This window comes from Afipia sp. OHSU_II-C1 (genome assembly GCF_000497575.1).
GTDB lineage: Bacteria > Pseudomonadota > Alphaproteobacteria > Rhizobiales > Xanthobacteraceae > Afipia.
In genome coordinates this window covers 427,454-444,006 of record NZ_APJI01000010.1, presented here as the reverse complement: position 1 = coordinate 444,006, position 16,553 = coordinate 427,454, and the positions used below count along the sequence as shown (strand labels likewise).

Here is a 16,553-nt window from a genome sequence, read left to right as displayed (position 1 = left end):
CACACGTTCGAATCGTGTCGGGTGCGCCATGGAATCAAAGACTTAGCAATTGTCCTCACCCTGGCATTTTTGACTTAGCTAGCAGATAGATAGCAAGCAACAGGGTATTGGCTAGCCGAGCTGATCGGCAGATTGACTAATCGTCGACGAACTGAATGTCATGAAGCGCTGGATATCTGCTCCGCGCCAGCTTCTGAAAGCCCGTCTGGCAGCATCGAAAACGAACAATCCGGTTTTTGATCAGTACTTGCGCTGCAGCGGCCTCGGCGACGCTGCCTCTGGAGCCTTCGGCGAAATGGCGAAAGTCACCCACGCACTCCATCCTTCGGGTCGATTTTCAGCTGCGAAGTCTTTGTAGGCCTTCACATTGAAGTACCCTTCCATATCGCCGACCGGAAACAGGAAGCCGACCTGCGGACCGATGCCCGCTAAGCGTGATCGAAACCCGCCGAGCGTTGCGCCGGCGCCGGTATCATCGGTGATTTGCTGGAAATAATAGCCAACCAGACCGGCATGAAACTGCTTCGAGAAGAAGTGCGACGCACCCCAGTCGAAGTGAAGATCGACCCCGTTCTGGTATTGCGTGTCGGTGTTCTTGAAATTGTAGGTCATCCCCAAGACGCCTGACAGTTCGTTGCCGGTCTGCGGATTGAAGTAGGTGTAGCCGCCGCCGAAATCGATCGCTCCGTGACCGATGCCGAGATTGGCGAGCCGTTTGGGATCGTAATCGCCCACGGGGATGTCCCCCATCCCGTAGACCATGTAGTTGTTCACGCCCTGATTCCACTTGAGACTGATTTGCGGAATGATGTCGCCGACCGAGGTCAGCGCCTGAGTCCGGCTTCCCGAAATCGTGTTACCCATCGGGCCCGTCAATGAAGCGGAGACTGTCCCCTCATTGCGCCCCACGATGCCAAGGACGCTCGCCGACACCTGTGCCCCCAGAAATGGCGTTGCAAAAATATAGGTAGGACCGAAAGCGAGCAGATCACCTCGGCCCTGAATACCAAGATCGACGCGCCCCCCGCGCGGGAATCTCGCACCAGCACCGGCATCCACTGAGGGATGGATGTAGAGCATCGCCCACGACAAGCCGGGCGTCCCCGGCGTTGCCGCCAGACTCCCGAATTGACCCGGAAGCCAGAAGCTGACGCCGCCTTCGTCCGCAATCGCCGTCCGCGACGCCATGCAGGCTGCCATTCCGAACAGGCCAACCGCAGCATATTTCCGGATATTACGAATTCCGCTTGCAGCTATCAGGTTCACGCGCATTCCCCCCCTTTCAAAAATGTCATCCAGCATCAATGTGACGGCACGTATGGATCCGGCGTTCCCATTGCGATCAATGGATGCTTCTTCACGCTGGCTTCGAACTCGCCGACCATCTTCAGCACAGGACCGATGACCCAGCTATCGGTGATCTGCTTGTCGGTATCCTCACGCGGATTGGTATAGAGATTGAACAGAAACGGGATCGCGAGCTTGACCGGCGGCGAAACCATCGTTTCCTGCTGGTAGAAATGGACTTTGTAGTTCCGCCATTTCACCGCCTGCAGGCGGTCCGCGCACCAGACCAAGATTCCTTCGCGCGCTGGCTTGTCGGCCTTCCCCATAAAGAAATCCGACTGGTCCACGCCGTCGATCGGCCGATTCTTTGGCACCTCGGCGCCTCCGTTGGCAAGCAGCCCGATCAGCATGCTCTCGACCAGGTGATCCTTGCCGAGTACGGATTTGCCGATCCGCGATTTTAGCTCAAGCACGGCGTCGCGGGCCATCGACGACGCGCCTCCTTGCGGCGCCGACGAAGCCCTTAACTCGGCCGAACCACTCTCGTGCATTGAAGTCTCGCTGGTCGCGAGACGCCGGAAGACATCGGCGTCTCGCATATGACGCAACTACTTGGCGCCAGCCTTGGCGGCGTTCGCCTTGATTTTTGCCTCGACGTCGCGCGCGATCTGATCGATCGAGAAGCTCGCCGGTTCTTGGCTCGGCGGATACTCGACGAAGCTCTGGAGAAAGACCGCCGCATGTGAGGTGACCTGTGCTATTTTGGGGCCGTTCCGCACCGCCCAGTCAAAATATTGGTCGGAGACAATGTCGGCGCGCTCGAACGGGTCCATCCGAAGGTTGAACAGTTTGGGAACCCGCAAGGGGGTGAAGGGCTCCTGCCAAACTTGAAAACCGCCCGGATATTTCATCTCGACGAAAACCGCTTTCCAGTCGTCGAGGCGGTAGGCCACGAGCACGCCGTCATCATTGAAATAGGCGAATTCACTTCGGGCGCTCTTGGGCTGCTGCCCTGTCAGGTATGGCAGTTGGTTGTAGCCGTCGAGGTGGACCTTGAAGGTATTTCCGCCGACATTCGCACCTTTCAGCAGCCGTTCTCGGTATCGCCGGCGACCGCGAGCAGGGTCGGGAACCAATCGAGGCCGGAAAACATCTCAGTCGAGACCGAGCCTGGGGCAATCTTGCCTGGCCAACGAACCATCGCAGGCACGCGGAACGCACCCTCGAAGTTCGAGTCTTTCTCGTTGCGGAACGGGGACGTCGCGGCATCCGGCCACGACCAGCGGTTGGGGCCGTTATCGGTCGTGTAGATCACGATGGTATTGGTGGCAATGGCGAGATCGTCGAGCATCTTGAGGAGCTTTCCCACATGGCCATCGTGCTCGATCATGCCATCCGCATACTCGTTGCCCGGCATACCGCTTTGGCCCAGCATCGCCGGCCGAATGTGCGTGAACAGATGCATGCGGGTCGCGTTGAACCAGCAGAAGAAGGGGCGATTGGCACGCGCGTGTCGCTGCATGAAATCGATCGCGGCATCTGATGTCTCGTCATCAATCGTCTCCATCCGCTTTCACGTCAGAGGTCCGGTATCCTGGACCTTGCCGTCCGCCGAACTCTTGAGAACGCCGCGCGGATTCTGCTTGAAGAGTGGATCGCTGCCCGGCTTTGGAAAGGTGGGATATTCAGGCTCTTCCTCTGCATTCAGATGGTAGAGATTGCCAAAGAATTCATCGAAGCCGTGGTTGGTCGGAAGATACTGATCGAGATCGCCGAGGTGGTTCTTGCCGAATTGGCCGGTAGCGTAACCAAGTGGCTTGAGCGCCTGCGCGATGGTGATGTCGCGGTCTTGCAAGCCTACCGTTGCGCCAGCAACGCCGACCTTGGAGAGGCCCGTCCGTTTTGGTGTCTGGCCGGTGATGAAGGATGATCGACCCGCCGTGCAGGAGTTTTCCGCATAGTAGTCGGTAAACATCATGCCTTCCTTGGCGATGCGGTCGATGTTCGGCGTCTTGTAACCCATCACACCGAAGGAATAGGCGCTGATGTTTGTCTGGCCGATATCGTCGCCGAAGATGACGAGGATGTTGGGCTTGCCGCCCGAGGAAGTGGCCGTCGCTACCGGCGCGGCTTTCTGAGTCTGAGCCGTCGCGGTCATCGCAGCCATCGCCACCAGCGCAGACGAGCCAAGCAAAATATTCCGGCGGCTTAGCGAGCGCTCTTCCATCTCGTTCGATGGAGCTTCAAGTTGATCTCGGTCTTTGTCGCTGCTGGCCATTCTACTCTCCGTTCTTCACCAAGACGTTGAATGTCGTTAAGAGGATCGTTTCCTTGTCACGCACCGGAATCCGACATGACTGGTTGATGTATCGACCGGCTCGGCATGCCGCGCGGCCGGACGATAGCGGCGGCAGTAATTCGGCGCGCAGAGGTGCGAACCACCCTTGAGCACCTTGCGGGGAATTTTAATGTTCGGCTGACAGGCGTCGTAGCTCTGATCTTCTCGGCCGCCGCGCGGGTTTTCCGGGATGCAGCACGCCTTCGGTGCATCCGCTTCATGCTTCGCCGTGTACCAGTCGCTGGTCCACTCCCAGACGTTTCCGATCATGTCGTGCAGGCCGTAACCGTTCGGCGGGAACGCCGTCACCGGCGAGGTGCGTTCATAGCCATCCTGGTTGAGGTTCCGCAGCGGGAATTCGCCTTGCCACGTGTTGGCCAGATGCATCCCGCCCGGCGTGAACTCGTCGCCCCAGGCGAACTCAGCGCCATCAAGGCCACCTCGCGCGGCAAATTCCCATTCGGCTTCGGTCGGCAGATCCTTGCCGGCCCATTTCGCATAAGCCAGCGCATCCGCATACGAAATGTGCACGACAGGGTGATTGTCTTGCACGTTGATGTTGGTCCTCGGCCCATAAGGATGCCGCCAATTGGCGCCCTTCATGAAGGACCACCATTGGCTCCAGTCCCGGAGACCGACCGGCCGTTGCGGCGGCGAGAAAACCAGCGATCCTGCGTACAGCATATGAGGCAGCGCGCCGGGATAATCCTTGGGATCAGGCGGAATTTCCGCAAAGCTCACATGTCCCGTGGCTTTGACGAAGGCCTTGAATTGCCTGTTCGTGACCGGCGTCCGATCCATCCAGAAACCATCAACAGTGACGCGATGGCTGGGGGCTTCTTCGGGATAGTGCTTGTCCGATCCCATGCGGAACGTCCCGCCGGGAATCCACATCATCCCGTTCGTTCGCATATCCTCCGCTGGCTGATCGCTTCCCTCGATGTCCGCCCGCAGCATCGTCATGGCATTCCCACCAACAATCGACTACTGGCACACGTCCCTAAGCAAGATCATTCTGGATTGCATAGCACGAACCTTTCTATCTCCATAGCCTGACAGCCCTTTTGGAATTACTGCAGTCAGCTTGTTGAAGTTCTCCCTCTCCGGAAACACGAGTCAAAGCCTTCCCCTCGTCCGTACGGCGGGCGATCGCACACGTCGCGAGTAATACGTGCGAGCTTAGTCGAAGACTTTCGGCATGTGATGTGCAGTTTGTGCCAAAACTCGGCCACGCTTAGGAAAGCATTGCTAACATTTTTACAGATTATCCGCGTTCTCTCGAACGCTACATGTTTCATCGATTTATCAAGATGGTACTGACATTCGCCAATGAAGTCGCGCCCGCACAAACAGATTGTGCCCTTTTCTCGCTTCCGCATAGATTACCCTTGTCGGCAATCTCGACTCGGTCAGTTGGCGATGCGAAGGCCCCTAATCCGTCACGCATTTCTAGCATGGCAAAAATTAAATTCTGAAAGTCCATTTGCGACCACCCATATCGGAAGCCACTCCATTCGAAGAAATCTCGTTCGTCGCCCTCGCCATAAGGCAGAAGGATCGGATTTCCGAAATGAGCAGATCGATTGCAGTCACCAGAACGTACGTAGATAGTTTCGAGGGATTCCACAGCGCGGTCCACGGCTCTCACGTAGACGTTGTCCAGCTCCAGCGCGGTAAGTTCCGCGGAATGCTCACGCATATCGGCATCGACGATTTATCGCTCAGCGTAGGCTCATTCTCACACGGCTTACGCACGCAGAGGATCGCGAGCGACGACCATGTGATCGTAGGTATGCTTCTGAGCGCTGCTGGCGCGGTTACCCACTGGTCCTATGACATGCATCCGGGTGACGTTCTCGTTGTTCCGCCCGGGGTCGAGCACGACGGTCGATTCTTCGGCGGCTCGTCCTATGCAGCAGTGCGTTTTGACCCTGCTGATATCGCTTCAATTTTTGTAGGGGATTCACGCCTCAACGATCCAGCGATATGGATGGCGAAAAACCGGTTCAGGGCAGATCCGCGCGTTGGGGCAATCACGATTCGGCAACTGAGCAGAATTGTCGAAGGGTTGTTCGCGAAAAAGAGCTCGCTTTCACATCGGGCGGTGGACTTCTGGCGGCGCTCGATGATCGATGCGTTTGCCGCGAGCGTCCTCCACACGCTTCCCCCTGACGGCCAGGAGTGGGCGCCGTCATCCGGGTGTCTGGTACGCGATGTGGAGACCTATACCGCCTCAGTTCACGACGGACCGGTCCATATCTCAGAGATCTGTCAGCAGTTCGGTGTCTCGCGCCGAAGTCTGTACCGGGCGTTCGACGAGGTGCTCGGCATGGGGCCGGTGAAATTCCTGCGCCAGAAACGCCTTTGCAAGGCCCACTCCGCGCTGAAGGAAAGCGATCCGGCCCAAACCACGGTATCCGAGATCGCAATGAAGCACGGTTTTATCGAATTGGGACGTTTCGCCCACTACTACCATGCCCTCTTTGGAGAGCATCCTTCACAGACTCTCCAAGCGGGAAATAATACATTGCGAACGCGTCGCGCTTTGGCGCGCGCCTGAGTGACTCGAAGTGCCTTAACTTCGGTTATGCTGGTCAGCGCCAGCCCTCACAAACGCTACGCTATCCGGTCATGACCGCGAAAAAGTCGGACGCGCTTTTGGCGCGCCGCATGCGTTCGAGCATGCCGGCCGCCTTCAATGTGCGGGCGACAAGGGCCAGCGCGGTCAGCTGATCGGCCTCGGGCGGAGGCGGAAGCAGCAGCAGAAACACCAGATCGACCGGCTGACCGTCGATCGCGTCGAAATCGACCGGCGGTTTCAGCCGCGCGACGAGGCCGTAAGGCCGTTTCACCACCGGCAAACGCGCGTGCGGGATCGCTACGCCATTGCCCATCCCGGTTGACCCAAGTTGTTCGCGTTTCAGAAGCTCGGACGCGACATAGTCCGCCTGCAGGCCGAGGCTTACAGACGCCCTGCGTGCTAGCTCCTGCAAGAGCTGCTGCTTGTTTGGCGCCCGCATGTCGATAACGACGTCGGTCGGAGCGAGAAAATCTGCAATCTTCATCGATGATCCAGTGGAATGTGCTGTTCGTCGCAACAAGGGCGGGTTCAATCCGGTGCACGCAGCCGGTAGCCGATGCCCGTTTCGGTCAGGACATATTGCGGACGCTCCGCATCGCCTTCGATCTTCTGCCTGAGCTGCCGCACATAGACGCGCAGATACTGCGCGTCGGTCAGTTCGTCCCACAATTCGTGCAGAAGAAACTTGTGGGTGAGCACCTTGCCGGCATGCTGAACCAGCACGCGCAACAGATCATACTCCTTCGGTGACAGTTTGATGTCCCTGTCGCCGACCTTGACGATGCGCCGGACCAGATCGACCGACAGATCGCCGGTGCGAAAAACCGGACGTTCGCCATGAACCTGCAATTGGTGACGCAGCGCCGCCCTGATACGCGCGAGCAGTTCATCCATGCCGAACGGCTTGGTGACATAATCGTCGGCGCCGAGATCGAGCGCCTGAACCTTGCCGGCCTCGTCGCCCCGGCTGGACAGAACAACAATCGGCACGCTTTCATTGCGCGCACGGATCATGCGCAGGAGATCGTGACCCTGAATATCGGGCAGGCCGAGATCGAGGATCACGAGGTCCGGCTTGTTGTCCAGAAGCTCAAGCGCGGTCTTGCCGTTGGGCGCATCGAGGATGTCATAGCCCTGCGTGCTCAGGCCCATCCGCAACAGCTTGCGGATCGGCGGCTCGTCATCGATCACCAGAATTTTGAGCGGCGCGGGGCTCATGCGGCGGTATCCAGTGTTTCGGTGATTTTGGGGATCGGAAGCCGGATCGTCAGAACGGCGCCGCTGCGGTCCGACCGGTTCGCCGCCGAGATGGTGCCGTGCATGGCTTCCACAAATCCGCGCGAGATGGCAAGGCCGAGGCCGGTGCCCGGCCGGACATGGTCGCCCTTCTGCACGCGGTAGAACTTGTCGAAGATGGTCTCCAGTTCGTCCGGCGGAATGCCGTCGCCCTCGTCCAGAATCTGGAGACAGACGGAATCGCTCTCACGCCAGCTTTGAATCCGGATCAAGCTGCCGGCAGGCGCATACTTCGCCGCATTGTCCAGCAAATTGAACAGCACCTGTTCAAACAGTACCGCATCGAGATCGAGCATCGGCAGATCGGCCTGCAGTTCCAGATCGACGCGATGCCGTATCAGAATCTTGCTGGCCCGCCGCAATGCGCTGCCGACCACCTCGCCGAGATCGTGTGGCGCTGAATTCGGCACAATCGCACCGGACTCCAGCTTGGTCATGTCGAGCAGGTTGGCGATAAAGCGGTTGAGGCGCTCGGACTCATCGATGATCGTTGCGAGCAGATCGCCCTTCTCTGCATCGGTCAACTGACCCGACAGATCGCGCAGGGTGCTCGCGGACCCGAGCACAGACGACAGCGGTGTCTTGAGATCGTGTGAGATCGAGGTCAGCAGCGCCGACCGCAGGCGGTCGGTCTCCACCACGCGCTTGACGTGATCGATATCTTCCACGAGCCGCACGCGCTCGATTGCGAGCGCGCCCTGATCCATCAATGCGTCCAGCAGGCGGGTCTGGTCCGGCGTGAGGATGGGGCCAGTACGATCGTCGTCGATTCCGATGACGCCGATCGGCCCACGGCCCGTCCGCATTGGCAGAAACAGCCGCTTCGCGCCGGGCAAGGTGTCCGAGCCGCGCCCCGCCGGACGATCATTGCTCCACGCCCAGTTGGCCGCCGCGAGATCGGCCTGATCGAGTTCGTCCTCCGGCGGATACCCCGCCTTGACCGTGATCAGACCGTGTTCGGGCAGCAGCAGCACGACACGCACCTTCAGCATCAGCGCTGTCTGGTACGCCGTCGCCCACAGCACATCGTCCAGCGTCGCCGTTCCGGCGAGCTTTCGGCTGAACGAATAAAGATACTCGGTCGTGCGCGCCCTGCCCGTCGCCATCACGGCCTGGGTCCGCACCCGCGCCGCGACGTTGGAAACAATCACTGCGATCAGCATGAAGAAGAAGAACGCCGCAACATTGGTCGGATCGGTGATGGTGAACGTATAGACCGGCGGAAGAAAAAAGAAATTGTAACACAGCGACGCCGCGATACTGGCGACCAGCGACGGGAACAGACCGAACCGCACCGCCACAGTGACAACGACGGTCAGGAACACAAGGTCGACATTCTCGATGCCGAGAAACGGAAAGATCAGTTTGCTGATTCCGAGGGCGACGGCGACAAGCGCCAAAGACCAGACATACGGCACGGGGTCGGCAGCTTCCGCGCGCTCCGCCGTCCGCACGCCCTTGCCTGCGAATGTCTCCGGATCGAGCTTGTCGCCGGCGATAACATGAATGCTGATATTGCCGGCGCGCCGCACCAGATCGTGAACCACCGAGCCGCGCACCAGTTCAAACCACCAGGAACGGGTAGCCTTCCCGATCACGATCTGGGTGACATTGTTGGCACGTGCGAAGGTGAGAATGTCGTCGGCAATGCGGCGTTCGACGGCCGGGATCGTCAGGGCATCGGCACCCAGCGCCTCCGCAAGCCGCAGCGTGGTCGCAATCCGGTCGCGCTCGGCATCGCTGAGCTGCAGGCTCCGCCGGGTTTCGATGCAGATGGCCGTCCACGGCGCATGCAGCCGGTCCGCGAGGCGCTTGGTGTAACGGATCAAACCGGCGGCGCGCGGGTCTTCGCTGACGCAAACCAGAATCCGCTCGCCCGCCGCCCATGGCCCCGAAATCGCATTGGCCTGCATGTGATTGAGCAGCTGCTCGTCGACGCGCTCGGCGGTCCGCCGCAGCGCCAGTTCGCGCAGCGCGGTCAGATTGCCCGGCGAAAAGTAATGCTCGAGCGCGCGCTCGGCCTGCCTGGGAACGTAGACCTTGCCTTCCTTGAGCCGCTGGATCAGGTCGCCCGGCGTCAGATCGACCAGTTCGATGTCGTCGGCGCGGTCGATGATGGAATCCGGGACGGTCTCGCGCACGCGCACGCGGGTAATCTGCGCCACGACATCGTTCAGGCTTTCGATGTGCTGGATATTGACGGCGGTGTAGACATCGATGCCGTTATCCAGCAGTTCCTCGACATCCATGTAGCGCTTCGGATGGCGGCTACCCGGCGCATTGGTATGCGCGAGCTCGTCGACGATGGCGAGCTTCGGCCGCCGTGCCAGCAATCCATCGAGATCCATCTCGTCGAGGGTCTGGCCCTTGTAGGCCAGCGCCTTGCGGGGAAGGATTTCAAGACCGTGCAGCAGCGCCTGCGTTTCCAGCCGGCCATGGGTCTCGACAACCCCGACCACCACGTCCACGCCGGCCTTCACCTTGGCATGCGCGCTTTGCAGCATCTCGTAGGTCTTGCCGACACCGGGAGCCGCGCCAAGAAAGATCTTGAGACGGCCGCCGCCGTTTTCACGGCGGGCCGCCTCAAGCAGCGCTTCCGGTGAGGGCCGTTGTTCAGGGTCGCGGATGGTTGCCATCAGACATGCAGGTTACTTCGCCGCGCGATCCAGCGCCAGATTGAGCGCAAGCACATTCACGCGCGGCTCGCCGAGCAGCCCTGCAAAACGGCCCTCCACGTTGTCGTTAACCAGTTTGCGCACCGCATCCTCCGGCAGTTTGCGCGCGGTCGCGACCCTGGGGACCTGAAACAGCGCGGCTTCCGGCGTGATGTGGGGATCAAGGCCGCTGCCCGTACTCATGACCAGATCGGCCGGGACCGGCATCGACGGGTTCTCGGCCTTCAGCTTGGCGACATCCTCGCTCACGCGGTCGCTGAGCGCCTTGCTGGTCGGGCCGAGATTCGATCCCGACGAATTCGCGGCGTTATAGGGCGCCGGAACGGTCTTGGTCGAATCCGCGGGGTCCGCCGCCGTGGTCACGGACGGACGACCGTGGAAATACTTGTCTTCCTTGAACTCCTGCCCGATCAGCGCCGAGCCAATCGTCTTGCCGTCCTTCTCGATCAGGCTGCCCTGCGCCTGATATGGAAAGATCGTGCCGGCAATGCCGGTGATGGCGAGCGGATAGGCCAGGCCGGTGATGAGCGTGAGGCCGACGAGAATAAAGAATGCGGGCCGGATTTCTTTCAACATGGTGTCTCTCCTTCGAGATTCTTGCGCACGGTGCTCCCGAAAGCCGGTGGTCCGGCTTTCGGGATCATGCGCTAGGCGAGATGCAGGGCGGTCACGATCAGATCGATCGCCTTGATGCCGATGAACGGAATGATGATGCCGCCGACGCCGTAAATCAGCAGGTTGCGGCTGAGCAGCGCGCCAGCCCCGATCGGCTTGTAGGCGACGCCTTTCAGCGCGAGCGGGATCAGCGCGATGATGATGATCGCGTTGAAGATGATCGCCGACAGGATCGCGCTTTGCGGGCTCGACAGGTTCATGATGTTGAGCGCCTGCAGCTGCGGATAGAACGCGAGGAAGATCGCCGGGATGATGGCGAAATACTTCGCCACGTCGTTGGCAATCGAGAACGTGGTCAGCGCGCCGCGCGTCATCAGCAACTGCTTGCCGATTTCCACGACCTCGATCAGCTTGGTCGGGTTCGAATCGAGATCGACCATGTTGCCGGCCTCGCGGGCCGCCTGCGTGCCGGTGTTCATCGCCACGCCGACATCGGCCTGCGCCAGCGCAGGCGCGTCATTGGTGCCGTCGCCGCACATGGCCACCAGCTTGCCCTTGGCCTGCTCGTCGCGAATGAGCTTCAGCTTGTCCTCGGGTGTCGCCTGGGCGAGGAAATCATCCACGCCCGCTTCGGCAGCGATGGCCGCCGCGGTCATCGGGTTGTCGCCGGTGATCATCACGGTGCGGATACCCATGCGGCGCAATTCGGCAAACCGCTCACGAATGCCGCCCTTGATGATATCCTTGAGGTGAATCACGCCCAGCAGCCTGCCGTCACGCGCGACCGCCAGCGGTGTGCCGCCCGATTTCGCGATCTCATCGGCAATCGTCTGAATTTCCCGGACGGTGTCGGCGCCGATTGCGGGAGAAATCGCACGAACCGCGCCGCCCGAAGCAACTGCCGCGCGCGGGCCGCTGTTGACAAAGTTCAGGATCGCGTCAACCGCGCCCTTGCGAACCGACGAGCCGCCGGCATCGACGCCGCTCATGCGGGTCTGCGCCGTGAACGGAACGAAGGTCGCGCCAAGTTCGCCCATGTCGCGGCCACGGATGCCATACTTCTCCTTGGCGAGAACAACGATGGAGCGGCCTTCCGGCGTCTCGTCGGCGAGCGAGGCAAGCTGCGCAGCATCCGCAAGCTCCTGCTCGGTCACGCCGTGCACGGGACGGAACGCCGTCGCCTGGCGATTGCCGAGGGTGATGGTTCCGGTCTTGTCGAGCAGCAGCGTGTCAACGTCGCCCGCCGCCTCGACCGCGCGGCCGGACATGGCCAGCACATTAAAGCGCACCAGCCGATCCATGCCGGCAATACCGATGGCGGACAGAAGCGCACCGATGGTGGTCGGGATCAGGGTGACGAACAATGCCACCAGCACGACGACCGACACCGATCCGCCGGCATAGGCGGCATAGCTTGGGATCGTGACCGTCGCGAACACGAAGATGATGGTCAGACCCGCAAGCAGGATGTTCAGCGCGATCTCGTTCGGCGTCTTCTGCCGCTCGGCGCCTTCGACCAGCTTGATCATGCGGTCGATGAAGGTCGAACCCTGCGCCGCGGTGATGCGGACGCGAATCCAGTCGGACAGAACCTGCGTGCCGCCGGTCACCGCTGAGCGATCGCCGCCCGACTCGCGGATCACCGGAGCCGATTCGCCGGTAATCGCCGCCTCGTTGACGGAGGCTACGCCTTCGATGACTTCGCCGTCGGACGGGATGTTGTCACCCGCCTCCACCAGCACGATGTCGCCGACCTTCAGGCTGGTGCCGGGCACCAGGTGATAGGTCCGGTCCGATCCCGAGCCGGTCAGCAGCTTGGCCTGACTTTCGGTGCGGGTCTTCTTGAGCGACTCGGCCTGGGCCTTGCCGCGGCCCTCGGCGACGGCTTCAGCGAAGTTGGCGAACAGCACCGTGAACCAGAGCCACAGAATGATCTGGAAGGTGAAGCCGAGGTCGTCGCCGCCGGTCAGCAGCGCGCGCAGAAAGATAACCGTCGTCAGCGCGGCGACGACTTCCACCACGAACATCACCGGATTTCTGACCATCGCCCTCGGATCGAGCTTGGCGAAAGCCGACCAGATCGCGGGAAGGACAATCTTCGGATCGAGCATTGCCGATCCCGTCGTCCGCTTTTGCAGTTTCAAGGTTTCCATGAGTGTCACTCCAAAAGGGATCGATCAGAACAGGGTGTTCGCGGTCATCGCCAGATGCTCGACGATCGGCCCGAGCGCGAGCGCCGGGAAGAACGTGAGGCCTCCAACGATGAGGATCACGCCGACAACGAGCCCAACGAACAGACCGCCTGTTGTGGGAAGCGTGCCGGCGGACGGCGGGATCGACTTCTTCTGTGCGAGCGATCCGGCCAGCGCCATGGCGGGCACGATCATGAAGAAGCGGCCGACCAGCATCGAGCACGCCAGCGTCAGATTGTAGAACAGCGTGTTGCCGGTGAGGCCGCCGAACGCCGAGCCGTTGTTGCCGGTCGCGGATGTGAAGGCATAGAGCACTTCGCTGAAACCGTGCGGCCCCGCATTGGCCATCGAGGCGACGGCCGACGGCAGAACGACGGCCACCGCGGTCCAGCCCGGATACATCAGCGGCAGGATCAGAATGGCGAGCATCGCCATCTTGACCTCACGCGCCTCGATCTTCTTGCCGACATATTCCGGCGTGCGCCCGACCATCAGACCGGCAACGAAGATCGCCAGCACGACAAACAGCAGCATGCCGTAGAGACCGGCGCCGACGCCGCCGATGATCAGTTCGCCGAGCTGCATGTTGATCAGCGGGATCATGCCGCCGAGCGCGGTGAACGAATCGTGCATGGCGTTAACCGCGCCGCAGGAGGCCGCAGTGGTGATGACGGCGAACAGCGACGATGCAACGATGCCGAAGCGGACTTCCTTGCCTTCCATGTTGCCGCCGGTCAGGCCGAGCGCGTGCATGATCGACGTGCCCGAGGCCTCCGCCCAGTAGGTGACGGCGACGCCAGCAATGAAGAGCACGCCCATGGCGGCCAAAATGGCCCAGCCCTGGCGCTGGTTGCCGACCATGCGGCCGAATACGTTGGTGAGCGCCGCGCCGATCGCGAAGATCGAAAGCATCTGCACGAAGTTCGACAAGGCCGTCGGATTCTCGAACGGATGCGAGGCATTGACGTTGAAGAAGCCGCCGCCGTTGGTGCCCAGCATCTTGATCGCAATTTGCGATGCGACCGGACCGACCGCGATGGTCTGTTTGGCGCCCTCGAGCGTGGTCGCGTCGACATAGGCGCCGAGCGTTTGCGGAATGCCCTGCCAGACCAGAAACAGCGCGTACACAACGCAGATCGGCAGCAGCACGTACAGCGTGGTGCGTGTGACATCGACCCAGAAATTTCCGACGGTGCGCACGGACGAGCGGGCGAAGCCGCGGATCAGCGCCACGGCGATTGCGATGCCTGTCGCGGCGGACAGGAAATTCTGGTGAGTCAAACCAAGCATCTGGGTCAGATACGACAGCGTGGTCTCGCCGCCGTAGTTCTGCCAGTTGGTGTTGGTGATGAAGCTGACGGCGGTGTTGAACGACAGATCCGGCGCGACGGCGGACTGCTCCATCGGATTGAAGGGCAGAACAGCCTGGAAGCGCATCAGCGCATAGAGAATCACGAAACCGCCGACGTGAAAGAACAGCATCGCGACCGTGTAGGTCAGCCAATGCTGCTCACGCTTCTCATCGACGCCGCCGATCCAGTAGAGCCCTGCCTCAACAGGGCGCAGGATCGGCGAGAGAAACGTACGCTCGCCATTGAAGACGCGCGTCATATAGCCGCCGAGCGGCTTCGCCAGCGCGACGATAATCGCGCAGAACAACAGAATTTGAATCCAGCCAATGACAGTCATGGTCGTGTGCTTTCGTGAAATTGCGCGCCTGTTCGCTCGAGGAAGCGGCGCTTAGAACCGTTCAGGCCGCAGCAGCGCGTAGGTCAGGTAAAACAGCAGCCCGGCGGAAACGACGCCGGCGAGTGCGTAATCGAAGATCATGATCGTTCTCCCTCAGAGTCTGTCGCAAGCGTAGGCGTAGCCCACCGACAACACGAAGAAGCCCAGTCCGAGGGCCAGCATGATGACGTCCAACATTGAATGCTCCTTGCGGTGCGACGGCACCATCGATGCCGGCGCTGTCTCATGTGTCTCAACCGAAGCACGAGCACATCCCGCAGCTTCTGCACGGGATGGAATGGCATCTGCGCCATAGAGTTTCGAGATGGGCGGGAACGCGACGTTATAGGAATCTTATAAAGGTTCCGTGGGTTCCGTTGACCCACTGCTGTATCGGCCGGCCGGCACCGCAAAGGCCGTATATACTCCGAACAGCAATAAGGTGCGTCCCGATTGCTCTGGATTTGGCCGGAATTGCTCTATGACTTTGCCGGGACCATTGCTTGTCGTGGTGACCGGGATCGCGCCGGAAGCCCTTTCCACAAATCATGCCGCCCGTCCGGTCCAGCCGGCTTCAGCTTCGATCCTGGCTGTGGACCACAAAGTCCAACGGTAGCGGCGAAAGCCTGTTTCAGGCGACCGCTCCCCATCCGGTCGAGATGACGCTGCAGAATGGCAGGACTGGATGCGTGCTGCGGATCGGCGATCGCATTACAGAGTTCCGCACTGGTCTTGCGGAAGAAACTGAAGCCGGTTGATCGCGCGTCCCGCCCGTCGATCTCGGTCGCGATTGCATGGACCGCCAGTCTGTCGTTGTTGTCCAGCGTGACCGCAAATCGCAGCACCGCCAACAGCCAGGACTGAACCAGCTTCTCATTGTGCTCGCCGGTGTCTGTCATGCGCTCAGCCGCAGTTCAACGACACAGGCCTCGCGCCGTTGCAGACGAGCGCTACGACCCGCGCCACCTCCGCTTTTGCCGGCTCTGCCAGTTCAACAAGCGGCAGACGGAGACGGGGCGACATCAGGCCAAACAGGCTGAGCGCATACTTCAGCGGAGCGGGAGTAGCCTCCCGCAGCAATGCATCCGTCAGTTGCCCGATCCGGAATGCGGAATGCCGCGCAAATCGCAATTCACCCTGCTTGCAATTGAGATACAGTTGCCGGCAGAGTTCCGGCACGACGTTCGATGTCACCGACATGCATCCGTCGCCTCCGTGAACCAGGAAGGCCGGCGCGGTCCTGTCGTCTCCCGACAGCAGCCGGAAATCCGGCCGAACCAGCGGCCGCAAACGCAACGGGCGCGCAACATCGCCGGTTGCATCTCTCACGCCGATGAACTGATCCGACTCAGCCAGCCGTACGAGAGTGTCATCCGCCAACTCGCGGACCGTTCGGGATGGAACATCATGCAGAATGATCGGCAGCCGCGTCGAATCCGCGATGGTCCGGAAGTGGGCATAGATGCCCGCCTGCGTCGGCTTGTTGTAGTAAGGCACCACGGAAAGCACGGCGTCGGCGCCGTCCGCCTCGGCCCGCCTGGACAACTCAATGGCCTGGCTCGTTGAGTTGGAGCCCGCGCCGGCAATGACCGCCGCACGGCCGCGTGAAGCCCGGACTGCGATACGAACAAGGGCCGAATGCTCCGGCGGCGACAGCGTCGAGTCTTCGCCGGCCGTTTCTCCGACCACAAGCGCTTTCGCGCCGGCCGCGATCTGGCGCTCGCACAATTGCCTGAACGCAGCCGCGTCGATTTCGTCGTTGTCGTCGAACGGTGTCGGCAGATCGGCGATGTAGCCGGCTAACCAGGGAGCCGGATGGTTCATCATCGAAGGCATTTCTT

13 protein-coding genes and 1 pseudogene are annotated in these 16,553 nt (G+C 60.9%); 1 reads left to right on the top strand and 13 read right to left on the bottom strand.

The window, feature by feature from the left end; genetic code table 11:
• Positions 1-240 precede the first annotated feature (240 nt).
• The 4 genes and pseudogenes from I554_RS0111770 to I554_RS0111755 form a co-directional block, all read right to left on the bottom strand.
• A complete protein-coding gene (locus I554_RS0111770; RefSeq protein ID WP_244432740.1) occupies positions 241-1,200 on the bottom strand; it encodes a transporter in 960 nt (319 codons plus the stop codon).
• A 101-nt stretch (positions 1,201-1,301) separates the two neighbouring features.
• Positions 1,302-1,775, bottom strand: coding sequence for a hypothetical protein (locus I554_RS0111765; protein ID WP_024575735.1), 474 nt, complete (start codon positions 1,773-1,775; stop codon positions 1,302-1,304).
• 120 nt (positions 1,776-1,895) lie between these two features.
• Positions 1,896-3,514, bottom strand: a pseudogene (locus I554_RS25550) (arylsulfatase).
• Positions 3,515-3,601: 87 nt separating this feature from the next.
• Positions 3,602-4,582: a formylglycine-generating enzyme family protein gene (locus tag I554_RS0111755; protein ID WP_029769706.1), complete on the bottom strand. Its 981-nt coding sequence runs from the start codon at positions 4,580-4,582 to the stop codon at positions 3,602-3,604.
• Positions 4,583-5,195: 613 nt separating this feature from the next.
• Between I554_RS0111755 and I554_RS0111750 the strand changes: the two genes are divergently transcribed.
• On the top strand, positions 5,196-6,185 hold the full coding sequence (locus I554_RS0111750) for an AraC family transcriptional regulator (protein ID WP_024575733.1): 990 nt from the start codon (positions 5,196-5,198) through the stop codon (positions 6,183-6,185).
• Positions 6,186-6,246: 61 nt separating this feature from the next.
• Here the strand turns inward: I554_RS0111750 and I554_RS0111745 are convergent, their stop codons facing one another.
• The 9 genes from I554_RS0111745 to dapA form a co-directional block, all read right to left on the bottom strand.
• A complete protein-coding gene (locus tag I554_RS0111745; RefSeq protein ID WP_024575732.1) occupies positions 6,247-6,690 on the bottom strand; it encodes a PTS sugar transporter subunit IIA in 444 nt (147 codons plus the stop codon).
• Positions 6,691-6,734: 44 nt separating this feature from the next.
• Complete coding sequence (locus I554_RS0111740) at positions 6,735-7,424, bottom strand: response regulator transcription factor (protein ID WP_024575731.1); 690 nt, start codon at positions 7,422-7,424, stop codon at positions 6,735-6,737.
• Complete coding sequence (locus I554_RS0111735) at positions 7,421-10,141, bottom strand: sensor histidine kinase KdpD (protein WP_024575730.1); 2,721 nt, start codon at positions 10,139-10,141, stop codon at positions 7,421-7,423. The genes I554_RS0111740 and I554_RS0111735 overlap by 4 nt, the downstream gene beginning before the upstream one ends.
• Positions 10,142-10,150: 9 nt before the next feature.
• Positions 10,151-10,753 (bottom strand): K(+)-transporting ATPase subunit C, encoded by a 603-nt coding sequence (locus I554_RS0111730; RefSeq protein WP_024575729.1) that lies wholly within the window; start codon positions 10,751-10,753, stop codon positions 10,151-10,153.
• A 71-nt stretch (positions 10,754-10,824) separates the two neighbouring features.
• Positions 10,825-12,945 carry a potassium-transporting ATPase subunit KdpB gene (gene kdpB / locus I554_RS0111725; protein ID WP_024575728.1) on the bottom strand — a complete coding sequence of 707 codons (2,121 nt, stop codon included), beginning with the start codon at positions 12,943-12,945 and terminating at the stop codon, positions 10,825-10,827.
• A gap of 24 nt (positions 12,946-12,969) precedes the next feature.
• Entirely contained in the window at positions 12,970-14,673 is a 1,704-nt protein-coding gene (kdpA, locus tag I554_RS0111720; protein ID WP_024575727.1) for a potassium-transporting ATPase subunit KdpA, read from the bottom strand.
• Between the two features lie 51 nt (positions 14,674-14,724).
• The gene (locus I554_RS25545; protein WP_034461992.1) at positions 14,725-14,814 is read right to left on the bottom strand and encodes a K(+)-transporting ATPase subunit F; all 90 of its coding nucleotides are present in this window, start codon (positions 14,812-14,814) and stop codon (positions 14,725-14,727) included.
• A 377-nt stretch (positions 14,815-15,191) separates the two neighbouring features.
• On the bottom strand, positions 15,192-15,611 hold the full coding sequence (locus tag I554_RS25540) for a hypothetical protein (RefSeq protein ID WP_024575726.1): 420 nt from the start codon (positions 15,609-15,611) through the stop codon (positions 15,192-15,194).
• Between the two features lie 4 nt (positions 15,612-15,615).
• Positions 15,616-16,548, bottom strand: coding sequence for a 4-hydroxy-tetrahydrodipicolinate synthase (gene dapA, locus I554_RS0111700; protein WP_081710764.1), 933 nt, complete (start codon positions 16,546-16,548; stop codon positions 15,616-15,618).
• Positions 16,549-16,553 lie beyond the last annotated feature (5 nt).